Origin of the sequence: Bacteroides intestinalis DSM 17393 (assembly GCF_000172175.1) — a bacterium.
Taxonomy (GTDB): domain Bacteria; phylum Bacteroidota; class Bacteroidia; order Bacteroidales; family Bacteroidaceae; genus Bacteroides; species Bacteroides intestinalis.
In genome coordinates this window covers 2,888,139-2,907,128 of sequence record NZ_ABJL02000008.1, presented here as the reverse complement: position 1 = coordinate 2,907,128, position 18,990 = coordinate 2,888,139, and the positions used below count along the sequence as shown (strand labels likewise).

Here is an 18,990-nt window from a genome sequence, read left to right as displayed (position 1 = left end):
ACATAATAAGTTCACAGCTTTTTTTATTTCTCTCCTCCTAAATACTAAAATAGCCCCAACTTATAAGAAGCTGAGGCTATCAATTTATCATCTAAAAAGTTTTTTTATTCCCATTCTATGGTAGCATTGGGTTTCGGAGACATATCATAGCAAACACGATTCACATGTTTCACTTCTTTCAGGATACGATCTGTAATTTTCATCAGGATAGGCCATTCTACTGGTTCAATAGTAGCGGTCATTGCATCAATCGTATTGACAGCGCGGATGATAACCGGCCATTCAAAAGAACGGGCATTATCACGTACGCCAACTGACTTGAAGTCAGGTACCACGGTAAAATATTGCCATACTTTCTTATCTAATCCGGCAATTCTGAACTCTTCACGCAGGATAGCGTCGGACTCGCGTACAGCTTCCAGACGATCGCGTGTGATAGCGCCCAGACAACGGACACCCAGACCGGGACCGGGGAACGGTTGGCGATAAACCATTTCATAAGGCAGGCCCAGTTCTACACCACAAGCACGTACTTCATCTTTGAAAAGCTGGCGAAGCGGTTCTACGAGTTCGAACTGAAGATCCTCCGGCAGGCCGCCTACATTGTGGTGAGATTTCACCATCTTGGCTGTTTTTGTTCCGCTTTCCACGATGTCGGGGTAGATAGTTCCCTGACCTAAGAAATCGATTCCGTCCAGTTTGCGCGCTTCCTCTTCGAATACGCGGATAAACTCTCCGCCGATAATCTTACGTTTCTGTTCGGGATCTTCCACACCTTCCAGTTTGGTAAGGAAACGCTCGGTAGCGTCTACATAAATGAGGTTTGCTTTCAGTTGATTGCCGAACATTTCTACTACATCTTCGGACTCGCCTTTACGCATCAGACCATGATTTACATGTACGCATACCAGGTTGTCGCCAATTGCTTTCAGTAACAGGGCTGCTACTACAGAACTGTCGACACCGCCGGAAAGAGCCAGCAATACTTTTCTGTTGCCGACCTGACGGCGTACCAATTCAACCTGGTCGTTCACAAAGTTAGTCATGTTCCAATTAGCTTCGGCCTTGCACGTTTCGAAAACGAAAGGCTTAACCGCTGCTTTGATGGCTTCGATATCATCCGTGAACTGTGGCAGTTTCACTGCACAAGTTGCTTTGTCGTGACCGGCAGCTATCACAGGGATTCCTGCCTCGTAGATGGACGGATTTACATCGATGGCAACACCGTCTACTACGTTGCACGGTCCACCATTAATAATAACACCCTTTACGTTGGGCAATTTTTTCAGTTCTTCAACGGTTATATCATGAGGATAGATCTCACTATATACACCTAACGCACGGATGGCACGAGCCAATACCGTATTTTCGTGACTACCCAAGTCAAGGATAACAATCATGTCCTGCTTCATCTGATTCTGGTTATTTTTAAGTTATTGTATCGTTAATTATTCACTTTTGTTTTCAAACGGTTTGCAAAGATAAAGATTTTCAGAGAGACTATAATGTATTGATTCTCTAAACTTTCAGAACAGAGCCGCATTTTTTGTAGGCAATGATAATAATTTATATCTTTATCCCTCAGATTTATTATTGATTCACGTCTGATACACTATGAAATTTATGAAGAGATTTATAATGATTGATTTTGCTTTATATTTAGTAATTTTGCGGCAATTCTATTCAAATAATAAGAACTATGGCAAAAGAGTTAGAACTCAAGTACGGCTGTAACCCTAATCAGAAGCCGGCTCGTATTTTTATGCAGGAGGGGGAACTGCCTATTGAAGTCCTGAATGGACGTCCGGGATATATTAATTTTATGGATGCCTTAAATGGATGGCAGTTAGTGAAAGAACTGAAAGAAGCTACCGGCATGCCGGCGGCGACTTCATTCAAACATGTGAGTCCTGCAGGTGCAGCTATTGGTCTGGAATTGGATGAGATCATGAAAAAAATCTATTTTGCGGATGATCTGCCTCTCTCTCCGTTGGCTAATGCGTATGTACGTGCCCGTGGTGCTGACCGTATGTCGTCTTATGGCGATTTCATCGCTTTAAGTGATGTTTGTGACGCAGCAACCGCTCGTTTTATTAACCGGGAAGTTTCAGACGGTGTTATTGCTCCGGGATATACGGATGAGGCGCTCGAAATCCTGAAAAATAAGCGTAAAGGTACTTATAATGTAATTAAAATCGATCCGGATTATAGACCGGCTCCGATTGAGCGCAAAGATGTGTTTGGAATAACTTTTGAACAGGGCCGTAATGAAATAAAGCTGAATGGCGATGAGCTGTTTGCTAATATTCCTACTCAAAACAAGAGTTTTCCGGATGCTGCAAAGCGTGATTTGATGATAGCTCTTATTACTTTAAAGTATACACAGTCCAACTCCGTATGTTATGTGAAGGATGGACAGGCAATCGGTATCGGGGCAGGGCAGCAAAGCCGTATCCACTGTACTCGTCTGGCCGGAAATAAGGCAGATATTTGGTATCTTCGTCAGCACCCGAAAGTTCTGAACTTACCTTGGGTAGAAAAAATCCGTCGTGCCGACCGTGATAATACAATTGATATTTATATTAGTGACGATCATGAAGATGTGTTGGCTGATGGCATTTGGCAACAGTTCTTTACAGAGAAGCCGGAAGTACTGACCCGCGAAGAAAAACGTGAATGGCTGGATACATTGAGAGGAGTATCTCTTGGTTCAGATGCCTTTTTCCCATTTGGCGATAATATTGAGCGTGCTCATAAGACTGGTGTGGAATATATAGCCCAGGCAGGTGGTTCGGTGCGTGATGACCATGTAATTGAAACCTGTGATAAATATGGCATTGCCATGGCATTCACCGGCATCCGTTTATTCCATCATTAATAGAACCTGAATACAGATAAACAAGAGAGGCTGTGTTAATTGCTAACACAGCCTCTCTTAGTATGCGGGCCTCATTTATTCGGCGCTACGGATAGAGTCGTCGATAACTTTAATTTTCTGTTTTACTAACTCGATATCTGCTTTCAGTTTTTCTACTTTGCGATTTAGCTCCGTCAGCAGGCTGTTGCCCTTCTTGGAAGAAGCCGTCAGGAAACCGAGATTGTTCTCGTAGGTCTGCAATTCGTTTCTCATGGCATCTGCTGCACGTACCAGTTTCTCACGTTCACGATAGAGCGACTGCGGACTACCTTCCTGGATGTTACTGATATTAGACTTGAAGTTACTCAGTTTCTTATTGGCAGCGCTGATATTGAAATGGTCGAACAACTTATCCACTTGTCCGTGGTATTGCTTGTACAAACGGTCTTTTTCCTTGAAAGGTACATGACCGATGCTGTTCCATTCCTTCATTAATTCACGTACCAACTGTGTGGCTTCATTCGTATCCATATTCTCATCAATAGCACCCAGCTTTTCGATGATCTCTTTCTTCTTGTTCAGGTTATCTACTTCAACGGAACGTTGAGAAGAAGTTGCCTTGTTTTTTTGCTCAAAGAAGTAGTCGCAAGCCGAAATAAAGCGCTTCCATATTGCATCGGAATATTTCTTGGCTACCGGACCGATCGTTTTCCATTCTTTCTGCAGTTTGGTTAGCTCGTCAGCAGTTGCTTTCCAGTCGGTACTGTCTTTCAGAGCTTCGGCTTTTTCGCAAAGGATGCGTTTCTTGTCCAGATTGATGTTCATGCCTTCTTTCAGAGATTTGAAGAAATCTCCTTTTTTGCGGAAGAACTCGTCGCATGCTTTACGGAAACGTTCGAATATCTTTATATTCATTTTTTGCGGTGCAAAACCGATGGTTTTCCATTTGTTCTGCAAAGCAATGATCTCCTGTGTCTTATTATCCCAGGCAGCAAAGTTGGTCAGTTCATTATAGTCTATCGCTTCAATGATTTCACAAATTACCGTTTTCTGATCGAGGTTATGTTGCTCTATCTCTTTCAACGCTTCGAAGTGTTGCTGGTGGCGACGATTTACGGCTGTGGAAGCTGCTTTGAAGCGGTTCCATACCTCGTCGCGCAGCTCTTTGGCAACGGGACCCGTATCACGGAATTCCTGATGCAGTTTCTGTAACTGATGGAATGCTGATACTACATCCGGCTCTTCTGCCAGTTTCTCGGCAGCTTCGCATAGATGTGTTTTTATTTCCAGGTTCTTCTTGAAATCATACTCGCGGAATTCATTGTTCAGCTTCAGCAGGTCATAGAACTTCTCTACATAGAGCTGGTAGCTCTTCCAGAGTTCGTTGACTTTGGCTTGCGGAATCAGTTTTACTTCATTCCACTGTTGTTGCAACTTCTTGAATTCCGTATAGGATTTGTTGGCATCATCGGGTGATTCTACCAGTTCTTTCAGTTCCTCTATTATGGAAAGTTTGATTTGCAGGTTCAGCTCTTTCTGTTTTTCCTGTTCGGCTGACAATGCACTTCTCTTCTCTTTAATGACGGACATGATGTTCTTGAACTCCTCTTCAACAGTATCTGCTGTCGGAATGAAATTCTCTGCTGTTCCCCCGTTTTCGATGAATAGTTTCTTTGCCGCTTCCAGTTCGGCATTATGCAACTTATAGAAAGCCTGTTTCAGACCATCTATTTCCTGTTTGCCGGCATTTTCCACATCTGCGGAAACCTCTTTGAGCTTAGCCAGGATTTCCTCCTTGTTTAGCTTCTGTATAGCTTCTACCGGCTTTTCTTCCTGCGTTGCTTCTTCAGCCGGAGTTTCGGTCAGAGCCGGTTCTGAAACCTCGGTTGCTTTCTTTTCTTCTTCTAATTCTGCCGCCTTTTCGGGGAGATTAGTGTCATGAGTGTCCATCATTGTACATACGTTTTAAGAAACGGTTTTACCCGTTCGGGTTACATTAGGTCACAAATTAATGAAATAAAACAATTACTTCATACTTTTTTCCTGAGTTTTTTTTCTTTTTTCTTGTTTTAGGAGAGAAGTACGGTAATTCCCATATATAACATCATGCCTATGATGTCATTGGTAATCGCAATAAACGGACCGGTAGCGATGGCTGGGTCTACCTTCAACTTTTCCAGAGTCATAGGAACCAGCGTGCCGAAGATAGATGCAAACATAACTACGGCAAACAGACTGATGGAAACGGAATAGGTGACGGTAGCGGTTGCACCGAACCGGGCGAAATTATATATATACACTAATAGAGAAATAATAGTGGCATTGATTAGTGCTACTACAGACTCTTTTGTTACTTGTTTGAAAATATCTTTGGCATCCAGTGAGTTGTTGGCAAGGCCTTGTACGATGATAGCCGAAGACTGGGTTCCCACGTTCCCACCCGTACCACCGATCAGTGGGATGTAGAGTGCCATTTCGGGATGGGCAGCAAAGGTTGAATCGAAGTTACCTAAAATCATGGAGTTACCAATACCACCGAGCATACCAATAATAAGCCATGGCAGGCGGGCACTCGTCTGACGCATTACGTTATCGTCCGTTTCTACATCCTGAGACAAACCGGATGCTAACTGGTAATCACGTTCCGATTGTTCACGCACTTCGTCCATGACGTCGTCTACGGTGATTTGTCCTACTAGCCGTCCGATACTATCTATAACGGGAACAGCTACTAAGTCGTACTTTTCGATAATCTGTACCACATCATCCACGGATGTGTCGACATGCACAGAAATCGGGTCTTTCCGCATCACGTGCTTCACCTTTGATACGGAAGGGGAGGTAATCATCTTTTTCAGCGGGAACACTCCTTGCAGGCGGTTTTCATCGTCAATGACGTAGACGTAGTAAATTTCATCCAACTGTTCAGCTTGCTGGCGCATCTCTTTCAGACATTCCGGCATACTCCAGTTCTCATTCACGACTACCATTTCCGTACCCATCAAACCACCGGCGGTGTCTTCATCGTACTTCAACAAGTCTACGATGTCTCCTGCCTGTTCAATGTCTTCAATGTGTGAGAGAATTTCTTCCTGTTTCTCTTCATCCAGCTCACGCATCAGGTCTACAGCGTCGTCCGTGTCCATGTAGTCCACGAAGCGCTTGGCAATGGTTTCAGAAGGAAGTATTTCAAGGAATTCCTTACGGACATCCTCATCCATTTCCATCAATACGTCTGCTGCGGTTTCATTATCCAGCAAACGGTATACGAACCGTGCTTCCTCCGGGCTCAGATCATTGCACAGTTCAGCAATGTCCGCAGGATGTAAGTCTATCAGGAGCGCTTTGACGTTTTCAGCGTCTTTTTGCTCTATGAGGTTTTTGACGTTGTCAATGTATTCTTCGTCCATTTCCATAATCTTCCTCCTCTTGCTTTAATGATAATTTATCAGCGTAGTGCTGGAACTCCGCCTGCTAAATATCATTCATTGGTTTCATTACTTTTTTCTCTAATCTCTTTCAAAGCCTGTTCAACCCGGTTGGTCAGATCTGTGAATTGTTGTACCGATAGTTGCTCCGGTCGTTTATTGAATAAAACATCTTCCGTCAGTGGGCAGTCTTTGCCAAGTATGGGTTTTATCGAATTTCTCAGGGTTTTGCGGCGTTGATTGAAAGTGGTCTTCACCACTTGCTTGAATAGTTTTTCATCGCAACCAAGGTCTTGAGTCTCGTTTCGTGTCATGCGGATGACAGCGCTTTTCACCTTAGGCGGTGGGTTGAATACATGCTCATGTACGGTGAAAAGATATTCCACACGATACCATGCCTGTATTAATATGCTCAGAATGCCGTATGTTTTGCTTCCGGGGCCGGCAGCAATACGTTCGGCTACTTCTTTCTGTATCATACCGGTGCAACAAGGTATCAGTTCCTTATTGTCCAGCATCTTGAAGAAAATCTGGCTCGAAATATTATAAGGATAGTTTCCTGTCAGTACAAAAGGCTGCCCGTTGAATAAGCGTTGCAGATTCATCTTCAGGAAGTCATCTTCGATGATATTATCTTCCAGGGACGGGTATTCTTCACGTAGATAGGCAACAGATTCATAATCCAGTTCTACTACTTTCACCGGACGTTCTTTTTTTACCAGGAACTGGGTTAATACCCCCATGCCCGGACCCACTTCCAATACAGGAAGCCCGGGACATACGTCTACGGTATCGGCTATGTCCTGCGCCACTTTCAAATCCTTCAGGAAATGTTGGCCGAGAAACTTTTTAGGCTTTACTAGTCTCATTTATCCACTAAATCATTACTGTTGCACTCTCTTTGCTCCGCGAATATAGTCCATACTTCAGTATTAAAAATAAGCAAGCTTCTTTTGTTCTGCTTCCTATTTGCACTATCTTTGCAGCTCGCAAAGGTAATCCTTTTCGACGAAGAATAACGAATTCTGCATGAATAAACTATTAAAAAAGACATTGAAGATCCTTTTGCCGGTCGCTTTGGGCGGTTTTATCCTGTATTGGGTGTATCGAGATTTTGATTTTGCACGCGCTAAAGAAGTACTTCTGCATGGAACGAACTGGGGATGGATGTTGTTTTCTTTATTTTTTGGTGTGATGAGTCATGTGTTTCGTGGCTGGCGGTGGAAGCAAACACTTGCCCCGCTTGGTGCTTATCCCAAGTCGGGTGATTGTGTAGATGCTATCTTTGTTTCTTATGCAGCCAATCTTATTCTTCCTCGGGTAGGAGAGGTTTCCCGTTGCGGAGTACTTGCCAAATATGATGATGTTTCTTTTGCCAAATCGCTTGGAACAGTGGTAACGGAGCGTTTGATAGATACGTTGACCATCATTGTGATTACCGGGATTACTTTTCTGATACAGATGCCTGTCTTCCTTCGTTTTTTTGAAGAGACGGGTACCAAAGTTCCTTCGCTGGTGCATCTGGTGACGTCTCCTTGGTTTTATGTTGTTCTTTTTAGTATCATTGGTGTATTGGTATTACTTTATTTTCTTCTGCGCATGCTTTCTTTCTTTGAGAAAGTAAAAGGCGTGGTGTTGAATGTATGGGAAGGGGTGATGTCGTTGAAGAGTGTAAAGAATATACCACTTTTTATTCTCTATACCTTATTTATATGGATATGCTATTTTTATCACTTCTATATCACTTTCTATTGCTTCTCTTTTACTGAGCATCTGAGCTTTCTGGCAGGCTTGGTGATGTTTGTGGGCGGCACTTTCGCAGTGATTGTTCCTACTCCCAATGGTGCAGGTTCCTGGCACTTTGCTGTTATTACTATGATGATGTTATATGGTGTCAATGCTACCGATGCAGGAGTTTTTGCGTTGATAGTGCATGGTATACAGACATTGCTGGTTATTGTACTGGGTATTTATGGATGGTTGCATCTGTCATTGGTCAATCGTTCAAAATAGATTCGTTAATGTAGGGGGCGCATCCGAACCCTACCAACTCCCTACCAAGTCCGTGTCAAGTCCGTACCAAATTCGGTTGTATATGTATGGAGATGGTACAGGTTTGGTAGGCACGGGGCGTTTCTTTGTGCTTATTGTAATGTTAGTTTTTCACAGGAAAAAGTTTAGGTTCTTGCATAGTTTGGGAATAAAAATGTATATTTGCGAAAACTAACTTTTAAAATGTTATGAGTACAATCTTGCAATTAGCTCCACAGAATGTGTGGAAGCATTTTTATTCGCTGACTCAAATTCCCCGTCCGTCCGGACACATGGAGAAGATAACCGAGTTCCTTGTTAATTTTGGAAAAGGCTTAGGCTTGGAATCATTTGTCGATGAAATAGGCAATGTTATCATTCGTAAAGCTGCTACTCCGGGGATGGAAAACCGCAAAGGCGTCATTCTTCAGGCGCACATGGATATGGTGCCCCAGAAGAACAATGATACTGTTCACGATTTTACAAAAGATCCTATTGAAACCTATATCGATGGCGATTGGGTGAAAGCTAAAGGTACTACATTGGGTGCAGACAATGGTCTGGGCGTTGCAGCTATTATGGCTGTGCTCGAAGATAGCAGTCTGAAACATGGCCCGTTGGAAGCCCTGATTACGAAAGATGAGGAAACAGGCATGTACGGTGCTTTCGGCTTGAAGCCAGGTACACTGAAAGGTGAAATCCTGTTGAATCTTGATTCTGAAGATGAAGGCGAATTATATATTGGCTGTGCCGGTGGTATCGATCTGACTGCTACATTGGAATATAAAGAAGAAGCACCTGCTGCCGATCTTGTAGCCCGTAAGGTTACTTTGAAAGGTCTGCGTGGTGGTCACTCCGGTCTGGAGATCAATCAGGGTCGTGGAAATGCTAATAAGCTCTTAGCTCGCATAGTGCATGATGTCTTGATTGAGTTTGATTCTCAGTTGGCAAGTTTTGAGGGTGGAAATATGCGTAATGCTATTCCTCGTGAAGCATGTGCTGTATTGGTGTTTAATCCTGAAGATACGGAAGGACTGGAAGATTATATTAAGGAATATGAAGCACAGATCAATGCGGAATACGCTCCGATTGAAAGCGGTATCACTCTGACTGTTGAATCTGTTGAGCTTCCTGCAACTATTGTTCCTACGGAAATTCAAGACAATATGATTAATGTATTGATGGCTTGTCAGGATGGCGTGATGCGTATGATTCCTACTGTGCCTGATACAGTGGAAACTTCTTCTAATCTGGCTATTGTTATTATTGGTGGTGGTAAAGCGGAAGTTCGTATCCTGGCACGTAGCTCTTGCGATACAATGAAAGAATTTCTGGCTGACAGCCTGACTGCTTGTTTTGCTATGGCTGGTATGAAGGTGGAATTAAGTGGAGGTTATTCGGGTTGGCAGCCTAATGTGGATTCTCCTATTCTGCACGCCATGAAGTTGTCTTATAAGCAACAATTCGGTGTAGAACCGGCAGTGAAAGTAATTCATGCAGGTTTGGAATGTGGTATTATTGGTGCTAACTGTCCGGGATTGGATATGATTTCCTTCGGACCAACGTTGCGCTCTCCGCACTCACCGGATGAACGTGCTTTGATTCCGACAGTTTCCAAGTTCTATGATTTCTTGGTAGCTACATTGGAACAGACACCGGAAAAGTAATTAGTATTCTATTATAAAGAAGGCGGTAAAAAAGCTTAAGCATTTTTACCGCCTTCTTCTTGTCCTCCATTTGTTTGTTATAGCGCTTTTTTTGAGTAGTTAGAGTGAATGGCTATAAAAAGAGTGAGGCTGTCTCCCACTGGGTACAGCCTCACACAACAACATTTTACTTTTCACGATGGTGAAAAAAAGGACTATTCTTCACAGAGTAGTTGTTTCATTTAAAAAAAGTATGCCCCGAAGGACATACTCTTTTTATTTAGTATCTAATCTTTATTTAGTTACCAGGAGTTCCTGAGTTAGGAGCTACAGTCACTTCATAAACATTGATCAGAGTCTTCCACTTGTAGCCATATTCAACCGGGATAAACAGCTTGTATGCCTTGTTAACCGGAGTACCGCTATAGTTGTAATAAGTCAGAACGTCTTTCAATTTACCATCAACAAGTTTCTGTTCGTACTTAATCTCAACGTTTGCAGGCAAGCTACCTTGAGTGTAACCTTCAACAGGTTCCAAGTTACCACCTTCAGGTTTCAAGTTAGTCTTGATCTTAGTTACATCCAAAGTGCTAGAACCAGCTACCAACGGCCAACCTGCTTCTCTTACTTGGTAGAACTCATACAGTTTTTCTGCTAAGTCACCCTTGCCAGTCTTAGCAACAACCTGGTTGTTGTCATTCCAAGAATAGTAAGTGAATGCGTCAGTTACATCAATTGTACTACCTTCGTTTTGAGCATCGATGAAGTTCTTAATTTCACCCTTCTTAACCTGTAACGGTTCGATGATGTTAGCTTCATATTGCTTAACTGTAGTTACATTCTTACCATTACCACAGATATCAGCTACCAAATTGATAGGAACAAGCTTACCAACCAATGCTTTAGCAGCTTCTGTCGGCTGATTAGTAAAGTCAGTAACAGGATGAGCAGGAACAGCTTCTTCCAACTTAATGTTGTAAGTTTGTTCAGCTGCGTTCAACAGGTTAGCTGCATGGTTCACAATAGTTGCAGCCAATTGACCGTTGATCCACAATTCAGTATCATTGTTCTTCAACGTAGCTGTGTATTCTTTACCGTCTTTCCAAGTATACTTGTAGTTAGCAATTCTTGCCTTGTCAAATACAAATCTTACACCCAGATCATTGTAATAGATACCATTAGAGTTAGCTCCCATAGTAGCGCCAGCTTGTGCAGGACCGAAAGAAGGATAGTAGAATTTCTTACCAGCTACATTCTTGTCAGTGTAATATACTACACCTGCAGCACCGTCAGTCGGTTTCTTATATCTGTCATCCAAGAAGCCATTCAACAGGTCAGTATAGATGTTACATGTTGGGTTGGTACCTGTAACTACGTTCCATGCCGGGTTAGATTCCTTAGTACCGTAAACGATCGGGTTGATGTTGAATACTTCATATACCTTGTCACCCTTCCAGTAAGTACCCATATGGCCCCAAACGTTCAGAGCAGGCATGTAGATAGTTCTTGTCATTACAACTGTAATGTCAGCATTGATACCCTTAGGATCTTTGTAAGTCACAGTCTTAGTGAATGTCTTTTCTTGCTGAGTAGGCCAGAATACGCCCAGATCAGTTTCAGACAATGTCCACAAGATATTGTGAGATTCAACACCTTCTTCAGGATTAGCGATATCTATAGCTGTACCAGCACCTGTACCATCTACGAACTGAGTATAGATAGAATGGAATTCATTCTTAGTCATACCACCAGTCTTAGCCTTGTCGTAGATCATTGTGTTCATCATTTCTGTATTAACACGGTTTTCAACAGTGCAATTGAACAGAGTAGGCTGGAATGGAACAGACAGAGTCTTACCTTCCATAGTCCATTTAATCTTGATATAACGTTGAGCGATCAAAGCGTTACCGTTTTGAGTATCGATCAAAGATACGCAAACGATAGGCTCACGACCTACAGCTGTAGCTGATTCAGGAATGTTATATACTTTAGATGTCATGATACCACTTTCAGGAGAATCGATTTGAGCAAACTTCTGCTGGTCAGTCTTGTTTGTATTATCGTTCTGCGGAATGTAAGCAGCATTAGCCAAACGGAAACGGAATGCCAAACCATAGTCAGCATAGTTATCCAAACCTTCATGTTTGCTATGATCGTTATTGATATCACTTACACAAACTTTCACCAATGTCTTCAGATCAAGAGCTTTGTCGTAGGGCTGGTAAACATCGATCAAAGAGTTTGCATCAGACTTATACAGGCAGATAGAGTCATGATAGTGAACATAGAATTTGCCGTTAGCATCAGTCTGAGTTTCATCAGCAAAGTTACCAGTAGTTGTCTTGCTATAATCAGTTCTCATGTTAGCAAGATAAGGTAACTTGATGAGTTCCTCGATACGGGCATATTCAGAGTTTACATAAACACCATCAATCTTACCAGCTGCAAGATCCTTAGCTTCGTCTTCTGTGTAGTTAGCTTCTGCAATAGGAGCTTTCAAAGAAGCCATATAGAATGATTCTTTAGTACCAGTCGTAGAAGTATTAAGCTGTGTATTCAAGAAGCTCTTTTCTTTCTTGAATGTTACTTCCAATACGCCCTTATCATTGATGTTATATCCAGTAACTTCGATAGGCTTATTGTTAGTAATTTCAACACCTGCTCTGGTTATGATGTTCTCAGACTTCAAACCATCGAATGAAGGCAATTTGATATCTTGAGTACGGATACCTATACTCGGACTTACATGGAAATAAGCTTTATTCTTTTCCGTAGAAATGTAATTAGCTTTAGTCGCAGCATTAACGTGGTCCAGAACCGGAGTTGTTGCATGTACTTCTGATTTGTGATCAGCTACTACCTGATACTTCTGCGGAGTATATTGCAAAGTAGTGAAAGTGATAGCAGCGATACCATTAATATGAGTAGTCGGTATTACAGCCAGACTAGTCAAACGGTGACCGATCAATTTAACTACTTCATCAGTCAAAGTTTGAACCTTTGTAGATAAAACTTGCAACTTCTCATCAGTAACAAAGTCTGCTTCGAGCTCTTTTTTCAAAGCAGCAACTTTTGCTGTTACATCATCCAAAGAAGCCAATTTGTCGATTTGCTTTTGCAAATCAGACTGTGCTTTTTCCAAAGCTGCTTTCAGAGCTTCGATTTCTGCAGATGAGCCCCCTTGTCCAGCTTTGTCCAATGCTTCTTGAGCTTTGGTCAGTGCTTCTTCTGCTTTAGTCTTAGCAGCAGTCGCATCAGTCTTAGCTCCATTGATGGCAGCCTCTAAAGCACTTACCTTAGAGTTCAATTCATCAAGTGAAGCTTTCTTGTCCAGTTGTCCCTGCAGGTCCTTGATGTCATCATCGTAGTCCTTACAAGACGTGAACGTTCCTGTAGAACCTACCATTAAAGCTCCGAACAGGATTGCACTTAGAAATTTTTTGTTCATAATAAAAAAACTTTAAATTTATAAATTTAAAAAAATAAAGAATAATAAAAAATCATTTGTAAATCCTCACCTTTTTAGAGCCGTTACTTTATAGGTAATAAAATCTCGTTAAATCCGTTAACATTCAAGGAATAATGGCCATAGAAAGGCTATTTGGTGGGAGATGAGAAAATGTATCAGTATGAATATGTGAGAGAAAAAAGCAGTTCCTAAAAGGAGACATTGAAAAAGGAGAAAAGAATATTTTAAAGAAGATAAGAAGACTGAAATAGGGTGTAATATATTGATTATTATATTATTATAAAAAATACAACCTTTTCTGTAAAGTCAAGTCTTTCCCTTCCTCAAAGCACTCCTTGAAGAATCTAAATATTATGTGACAATACTAAGCTATATTATAAAGAGGAATTACACCTTTTATACTAAATATCCGCCACTTTTTACAAAAGAAATTACTATCCGATTAGCTTCATCTATCTTCTTATTACTAAAAGGCTTCAGATAAGTTTCTGTAACTGCAATGGACGAATGTCCCATTGCTTCCGAGATGATTCCGGGATGAATTTCACAGTGATAAGCCATTGTAGCCCAGGTATGTCGGGCGGCATAAGTACTGAGAGCAGACTTCATTCCAATAGATTGTTTTAGAGTAGACAAGCGCCGGTTAAAGCCTCTCAAAGCAGACTGGTATTCCCGGTATGCAGCCTCTGAACCTTCCTCACTCTGTAGAATAGGAAACAGATAAGGTGAATCCATATTCCTATCAGCTACCAGACGCACCAACTGCATTACCTCAGGGGTAAGCATCACCGTCAAAGCCCGTCCGGTTTTACGACGACGGTAAGACAATACATTGCCCTGCAGATCTCTCTTGTGCAGGTAGGCCAGGTCGACAAACGGAATGCCACGCAGCATAAACATAAGAACGAAGAATACCTTTGTCTGCTGATTTTGAGATAAATAATTTGTTTCTTGTATGCTCATTTCCGTTTGACGAACCAGGTAGCTTATATCCGATGTTTCCAATGATTTCTTTCTATCCGCACGCGTACCCGTATAAACGTGTTCAAACAGTCTTGGTATATACCGGGCGCATTTCATATCAACAGCTCTGTGGTAGACAGAGCGTATTGTTTTTATGTAGGTAGAAACCGTATTCCAACTACAGTTCCGCTGCCTCAGATGGTTCTCAAACCGCTTCAGTATTGCGGAATTTAATTTACGTAAGGGCAGTTCTTGATTGTTTACAAATGCAGAAAAGGCATTTGACGTAGCCTGATAGATATGCGCTGTTCCCCATCGGCTGTTTTCGCGAAGTTCCTCAATTATTATTGAGAACATCTTCTGTAAAGTAACTTCATTTCTATTCATTCCTAAATAATTTATATAATTTCACCGTGCAATATATATAAAATGAACATGAATATGAAATTACACTCTTTATAGAAAAACGCAAAAAACGGCTTGTTTTTGGGAAAAAGAAAAAAGGAGGAAACTTTTTATTGTCCTATCCCATCTTATCCTGCAATTCTCTAATTACATCGTTTACGATATACAGGTCGCCCATTAGATATAGTCCCGTTTCCGGATCGTGCAGTCGTCCGCAAGTCTCGGACTCATAGAAGATGCCGAGGGCGCGTTCGGAAGAGATATTGAGGCGTTCACCCAATAATACGATGATACGTCCTATTTTGTTCCAGAGGAGAAGGTCGCTTATCATAACCTACCTCCTTTCTGTACGATACTTAAGGACAGACATTCTTTGAAGTGCAGGCATTCGTCGATGAGGTGCTGGTTGAGCAGGCACATCTGGTTATTGGGCTGATGTTGTGCTAGCTGTTCAAGAGCTATTTCAGCAGGCATAGTTCCCGCTATATAACTTTCCACTGTATCTACTACACGATCGTTTGCTACGCCTCCTTCTACAAAGTCGTATTCCTGCCAAGGTCTCAGCCCTTTGCGACTGTGTACGATGAAGTCGAGCCAGTCACGATTATAGGTTTCGAAATGCAGGCAGCGATAGGCCTGGTGGATACGTTCTATATCTATCTCATAGATGTTGAGACAGGGAGTACCTCGTAACAAACGTAAGTTGACAATTTGTGCCCAACGTTCGGCCTGACATCGGAGGGTGGTAACATAGAAACCCTGCCCAAAGTCAAGATCAGGACGTCCGTAGGATGCCAGTGGCTTTCTCACAGTGTCGGCTGCACCATGATAGACGAGGATGCTCATAGTCTACCTCCTTTCTTTGTTTTTCCGGCTGCTTCCCAGTTATGCAAGGTTTCAAGGGTGGTATCGGTTATATATTCACGGCTTTGAGTGTGTAGTAGATCATAATAGGGGAGAATGTACTCCTCTATCATGCCAACACGTGTCATACGGCGGTACATCTCAGTGGCAGATATACCTTTGCGACGGGCAGCTGCTTCGATACACGAAGCAGCGAATATCATTCGCAGTTGTTCGTCAGTCATTCGTTGCATACTTGTCATACTTCTTATCTCCTTTCTTAAATTGCAAATATAATGTTTACTAATTAGACTTATCCAATTCTGCTGAACAAAAAGTAATTTTCTTCGGCAATTTTCTCCGATAAACAAATAAAACTAAAAAATGCATTTGCTTCAAATAACTCATATAAAAAGAGTGAGGCTGTCTCCCACTGGATACAGCCTCACACAACAACATTTTACTTTTCACGATAGTGAAAAAGAAGGACTATTCTTCACAAAGTAGTTGTATTCAAATTAATGCTACTACTTAGTAACTGTTACAAGAATATCAGTACTACTTAAACTCTTACCCCACTCGTCAACTACGATAAGCTGTACTTTGCATGTCGGCGGAGTTACAATAGCAGTGCTTGAAGACTTCTTAGAAATCGTAATTATATCAGTTGTACTACTAAACTCAGTCTTATCAAGACTTAGATATTCCTGAGCATTTGCATCAGCCAGCTTAACTATATGTTTATTCACACGTGTGTCAGTTAATACGTTATAAGTCTTTCCAAATACATCTTTTGAAGAAATTTCAGACAATTTTAATGTAGCATTCGTACCACCGTTAACTTCTTTGGTCTTACCTGTATATTTAAGTTCACCTTCAAAGATTTCAGACTTGATAGTCAAGTTAAATGCAAACTTAATTGGTTCAACCTTAGAATTACCAAACGGAATATAAGATGCAGTGATCTCACGAGCATAGTATGCTCCACCAAATGTATGATTGGTTGTATTAACTCCTGCTTTATCAACAGTAATAGCAGAAACAGAAGCGTTACTCAGCCATGGATTAGCAGTATATTGAACACCACCTTCTGTATAAGCTGCCGGAACTTTCTCTGCGAACCGTACATTTACTTTATCTGCATTTCCAATATTGAACAGTTCAAACAGATCATAAGTAATGTTAGTGCCATTGGCTGTACCGTAAGCAGTTGCTTCAGTCTTAGCAGTATTGAAGTAAGCATCCAAAGGCTTGAAGTCGAATGTTGTAGCAGCATTTACCACGATCTTAACTGTTACATCTTTTTCAGGCCTAGTAGAACCGTTTCCATTGAAATGTATAGTTCCGATATAAGTAGTAGGGGCAACTAGCGTCTCATCAAATATGAAACTTGCTTTCCACTTAGTGTAACCAAACTCATCTATTTCACTGCTAAAGTTAGGTCCTGTAATACCTTCAATAACACCATACTTATCCGCATCACTATCAGTAGCATATTTAATACTAAATGAACGTGAAGCGCCTACTGTCAAATAATCAGCTAATGCAGTTGCATCCACAGAAACTGTCTTCTTGTTTGCAGCAGCTGTCATAGTCCAAATAACATCAGCCAAATCAGCTTCCGTACCAGCTGGTACAAATCCTACCCTAATGGTTTTATCAGACTTGTGTTCGCCTGTACTTGTTAAATAATGAACAGTAACATACAAATATCCAGCCTTCTTGCCACTGATAGTATTTCCATTCAGTTCAGCACCTGTAGCTTCTTTGTTGGCAGTTTGATCTTTTTCTATTGTGAAATAGTAATCGATTATATTATTCCCCCAAATATACTGATCTAAAGCTTCTGCTTTACCTATTTCAACTTGAGCAGTATTTGTATACAAGTTTGTAGTTCCTCTCGAGGTAGAAACTTTTACGTCATATTTAGAAAGTATTTCATTACCATAAGCGTCCTTAGTTGCAATTGCATAAGCAATACCTGAATTCGAGTTAGAGATATCATCATAGCTTACCCCTTCCTTGAATCCAACAGTCATATTATACAATCCCTTATTAGGAGTCGCATCAGCGCGCGTGATAGGATCTACACTCTGATTTGCTTCTACTGAAGAGATCACATAATTTGAATTTCCTTTAGAATCCGTCAAATAGAAATTGTATAAACTGGCATCAGCCATTGTAGGATTCACTTGAGCTATTACGATAGATTTAGCAGATGAAAGAAGGGCATCTTTTGCATAAGATTTTCCATTGAATTCAATGGCTTTGCCTTGCTCATTCTTACCATAAGAAAGTGTTATCGTTTTTGAAGAGTTATCATCCCAGCTAAACCAACTCTGAGCACCTACAGCTTCAACACTAGTAATTGCAGCTGTTCTTGGTAATACCAAAGTATCATAAGCAATGGTATCACCAGTCTTCTTCGGCATATAGATTTTCACCGTAACACCATCTTCCACGTAATAGATACCACTGATAGAGATTCCTAAATCTTTTTTAGTAGTGGTGTCATCACCGTATTGTACATACAGATGTCCATCGGAACCAACAGAGAAAGTTGGAGTGATTCCATCTTCACCTTTTTCACCTTGACCACCTTGTTCACCTTTCAATTCAGAAAGAGCGATTAAGTTGGTATAGGTTGTACCATTGTCATAGCTTACCTTAATATAACCATCTGCTACAGTTATTTTAGGACTGATGCCATTTTGTCCATCCGCACCGTTTGAGCCATTAGCGCCATCTTTACCATTAGTAATGGAGTATTCTTTACCATTACCTAACTTCACAATGATTCCGTCAGCAGTAGAAGTAACGCCTGCAACCCACTCACCACTATTAATTTGGCTTTGCAGCTCTGTAATAGCAGATTTATTGGCATCAATTTGTCCCTGCAAGTTACTAATGTCATCGTCGTAGTCCTTACAAGACGTAAACGTTCCTGTAGAGCCTATCATTAAAGCCCCGAACAGGATTGCACTTAGAAATTTTTTGTTCATAATAAAAAACTTTAAATTTATAAATTTAAAAAAATAAAGAATAATAAAAATTCATTTGTAAAACCTCACCTTCTTAAAACCGTTACTTTATAGGTAATAAAATCTCGTTAAATCCGTTAACATTCAAGGAATTATGGCCATAGGAAGGCTGTTTGGTGGGAGATGAGAAAATGTAGCAGTATGAATATATGAGAGAAAAAAGCAGTTCCTAAAAGGAGACATTGAAAAATGAAGGAAAGGAGAATTTGAAGAAGAAAAGAGGAGTCAATAAAAGTATAACATATTGATTATTATTACATTATAAAAATTAGGGTATTTTGTATAAAGTCAAGTCTTTCCCTTCCTC

General features: G+C 41.2%; 13 protein-coding genes. 3 read left to right on the top strand and 10 right to left on the bottom strand.

What is annotated here, in order from left to right; all coding sequences use genetic code 11:
• Positions 1-104: 104 nt before the first annotated feature.
• Entirely contained in the window at positions 105-1,412 is a 1,308-nt protein-coding gene (guaA, locus tag BACINT_RS21025) for a glutamine-hydrolyzing GMP synthase (RefSeq protein WP_007667072.1), read from the bottom strand.
• Positions 1,413-1,699: 287 nt separating this feature from the next.
• Between guaA and BACINT_RS21020 the strand changes: the two genes are divergently transcribed.
• Complete coding sequence (locus BACINT_RS21020; RefSeq protein WP_007667071.1) at positions 1,700-2,878, top strand: phosphoribosylaminoimidazolecarboxamide formyltransferase; 1,179 nt, start codon at positions 1,700-1,702, stop codon at positions 2,876-2,878.
• Positions 2,879-2,953: 75 nt separating this feature from the next.
• On the opposite strand, the gene BACINT_RS21015 is transcribed toward BACINT_RS21020, so the two are convergent.
• From BACINT_RS21015 to rsmA, 3 genes are all read right to left on the bottom strand, one after another.
• Complete coding sequence (locus tag BACINT_RS21015; protein ID WP_007667069.1) at positions 2,954-4,810, bottom strand: DUF349 domain-containing protein; 1,857 nt, start codon at positions 4,808-4,810, stop codon at positions 2,954-2,956.
• Between the two features lie 116 nt (positions 4,811-4,926).
• A complete protein-coding gene (mgtE, locus tag BACINT_RS21010; protein WP_085930054.1) occupies positions 4,927-6,267 on the bottom strand; it encodes a magnesium transporter in 1,341 nt (446 codons plus the stop codon).
• A gap of 71 nt (positions 6,268-6,338) precedes the next feature.
• Positions 6,339-7,154, bottom strand: a complete 816-nt coding sequence (gene rsmA, locus BACINT_RS21005) for a 16S rRNA (adenine(1518)-N(6)/adenine(1519)-N(6))-dimethyltransferase RsmA (protein ID WP_007667064.1) — start codon at positions 7,152-7,154, stop codon at positions 6,339-6,341.
• Positions 7,155-7,314: 160 nt separating this feature from the next.
• Here rsmA and BACINT_RS21000 point away from each other — a divergent pair, with 160 nt between their 5' ends.
• On the top strand, positions 7,315-8,298 hold the full coding sequence (locus BACINT_RS21000; RefSeq protein WP_007667062.1) for a lysylphosphatidylglycerol synthase transmembrane domain-containing protein: 984 nt from the start codon (positions 7,315-7,317) through the stop codon (positions 8,296-8,298).
• A gap of 227 nt (positions 8,299-8,525) precedes the next feature.
• A complete protein-coding gene (locus tag BACINT_RS20995; protein WP_007667059.1) occupies positions 8,526-9,983 on the top strand; it encodes an aminoacyl-histidine dipeptidase in 1,458 nt (485 codons plus the stop codon).
• A gap of 277 nt (positions 9,984-10,260) precedes the next feature.
• On the opposite strand, the gene BACINT_RS20990 is transcribed toward BACINT_RS20995, so the two are convergent.
• The 6 genes from BACINT_RS20990 to BACINT_RS20965 form a co-directional block, all read right to left on the bottom strand.
• Positions 10,261-13,410, bottom strand: a complete 3,150-nt coding sequence (locus BACINT_RS20990; RefSeq protein WP_007667056.1) for a PspA/IM30 family protein — start codon at positions 13,408-13,410, stop codon at positions 10,261-10,263.
• 417 nt (positions 13,411-13,827) lie between these two features.
• On the bottom strand, positions 13,828-14,781 hold the full coding sequence (locus BACINT_RS20985; protein WP_007667038.1) for a tyrosine-type recombinase/integrase: 954 nt from the start codon (positions 14,779-14,781) through the stop codon (positions 13,828-13,830).
• 136 nt (positions 14,782-14,917) lie between these two features.
• Positions 14,918-15,130 (bottom strand): DUF3791 domain-containing protein, encoded by a 213-nt coding sequence (locus BACINT_RS20980; RefSeq protein ID WP_007667054.1) that lies wholly within the window; start codon positions 15,128-15,130, stop codon positions 14,918-14,920.
• On the bottom strand, positions 15,127-15,645 hold the full coding sequence (locus tag BACINT_RS20975) for a DUF3990 domain-containing protein (protein ID WP_007667049.1): 519 nt from the start codon (positions 15,643-15,645) through the stop codon (positions 15,127-15,129). The genes BACINT_RS20980 and BACINT_RS20975 overlap by 4 nt, the downstream gene beginning before the upstream one ends.
• Positions 15,642-15,905: a DUF3791 domain-containing protein gene (locus BACINT_RS20970; RefSeq protein WP_007667046.1), complete on the bottom strand. Its 264-nt coding sequence runs from the start codon at positions 15,903-15,905 to the stop codon at positions 15,642-15,644. The genes BACINT_RS20975 and BACINT_RS20970 overlap by 4 nt, the downstream gene beginning before the upstream one ends.
• Before the next feature lie 264 nt (positions 15,906-16,169).
• Positions 16,170-18,644, bottom strand: coding sequence for a PL29 family lyase N-terminal domain-containing protein (locus BACINT_RS20965; RefSeq protein WP_007667040.1), 2,475 nt, complete (start codon positions 18,642-18,644; stop codon positions 16,170-16,172).
• Between the last annotated feature and the right edge of the window lie 346 nt (positions 18,645-18,990).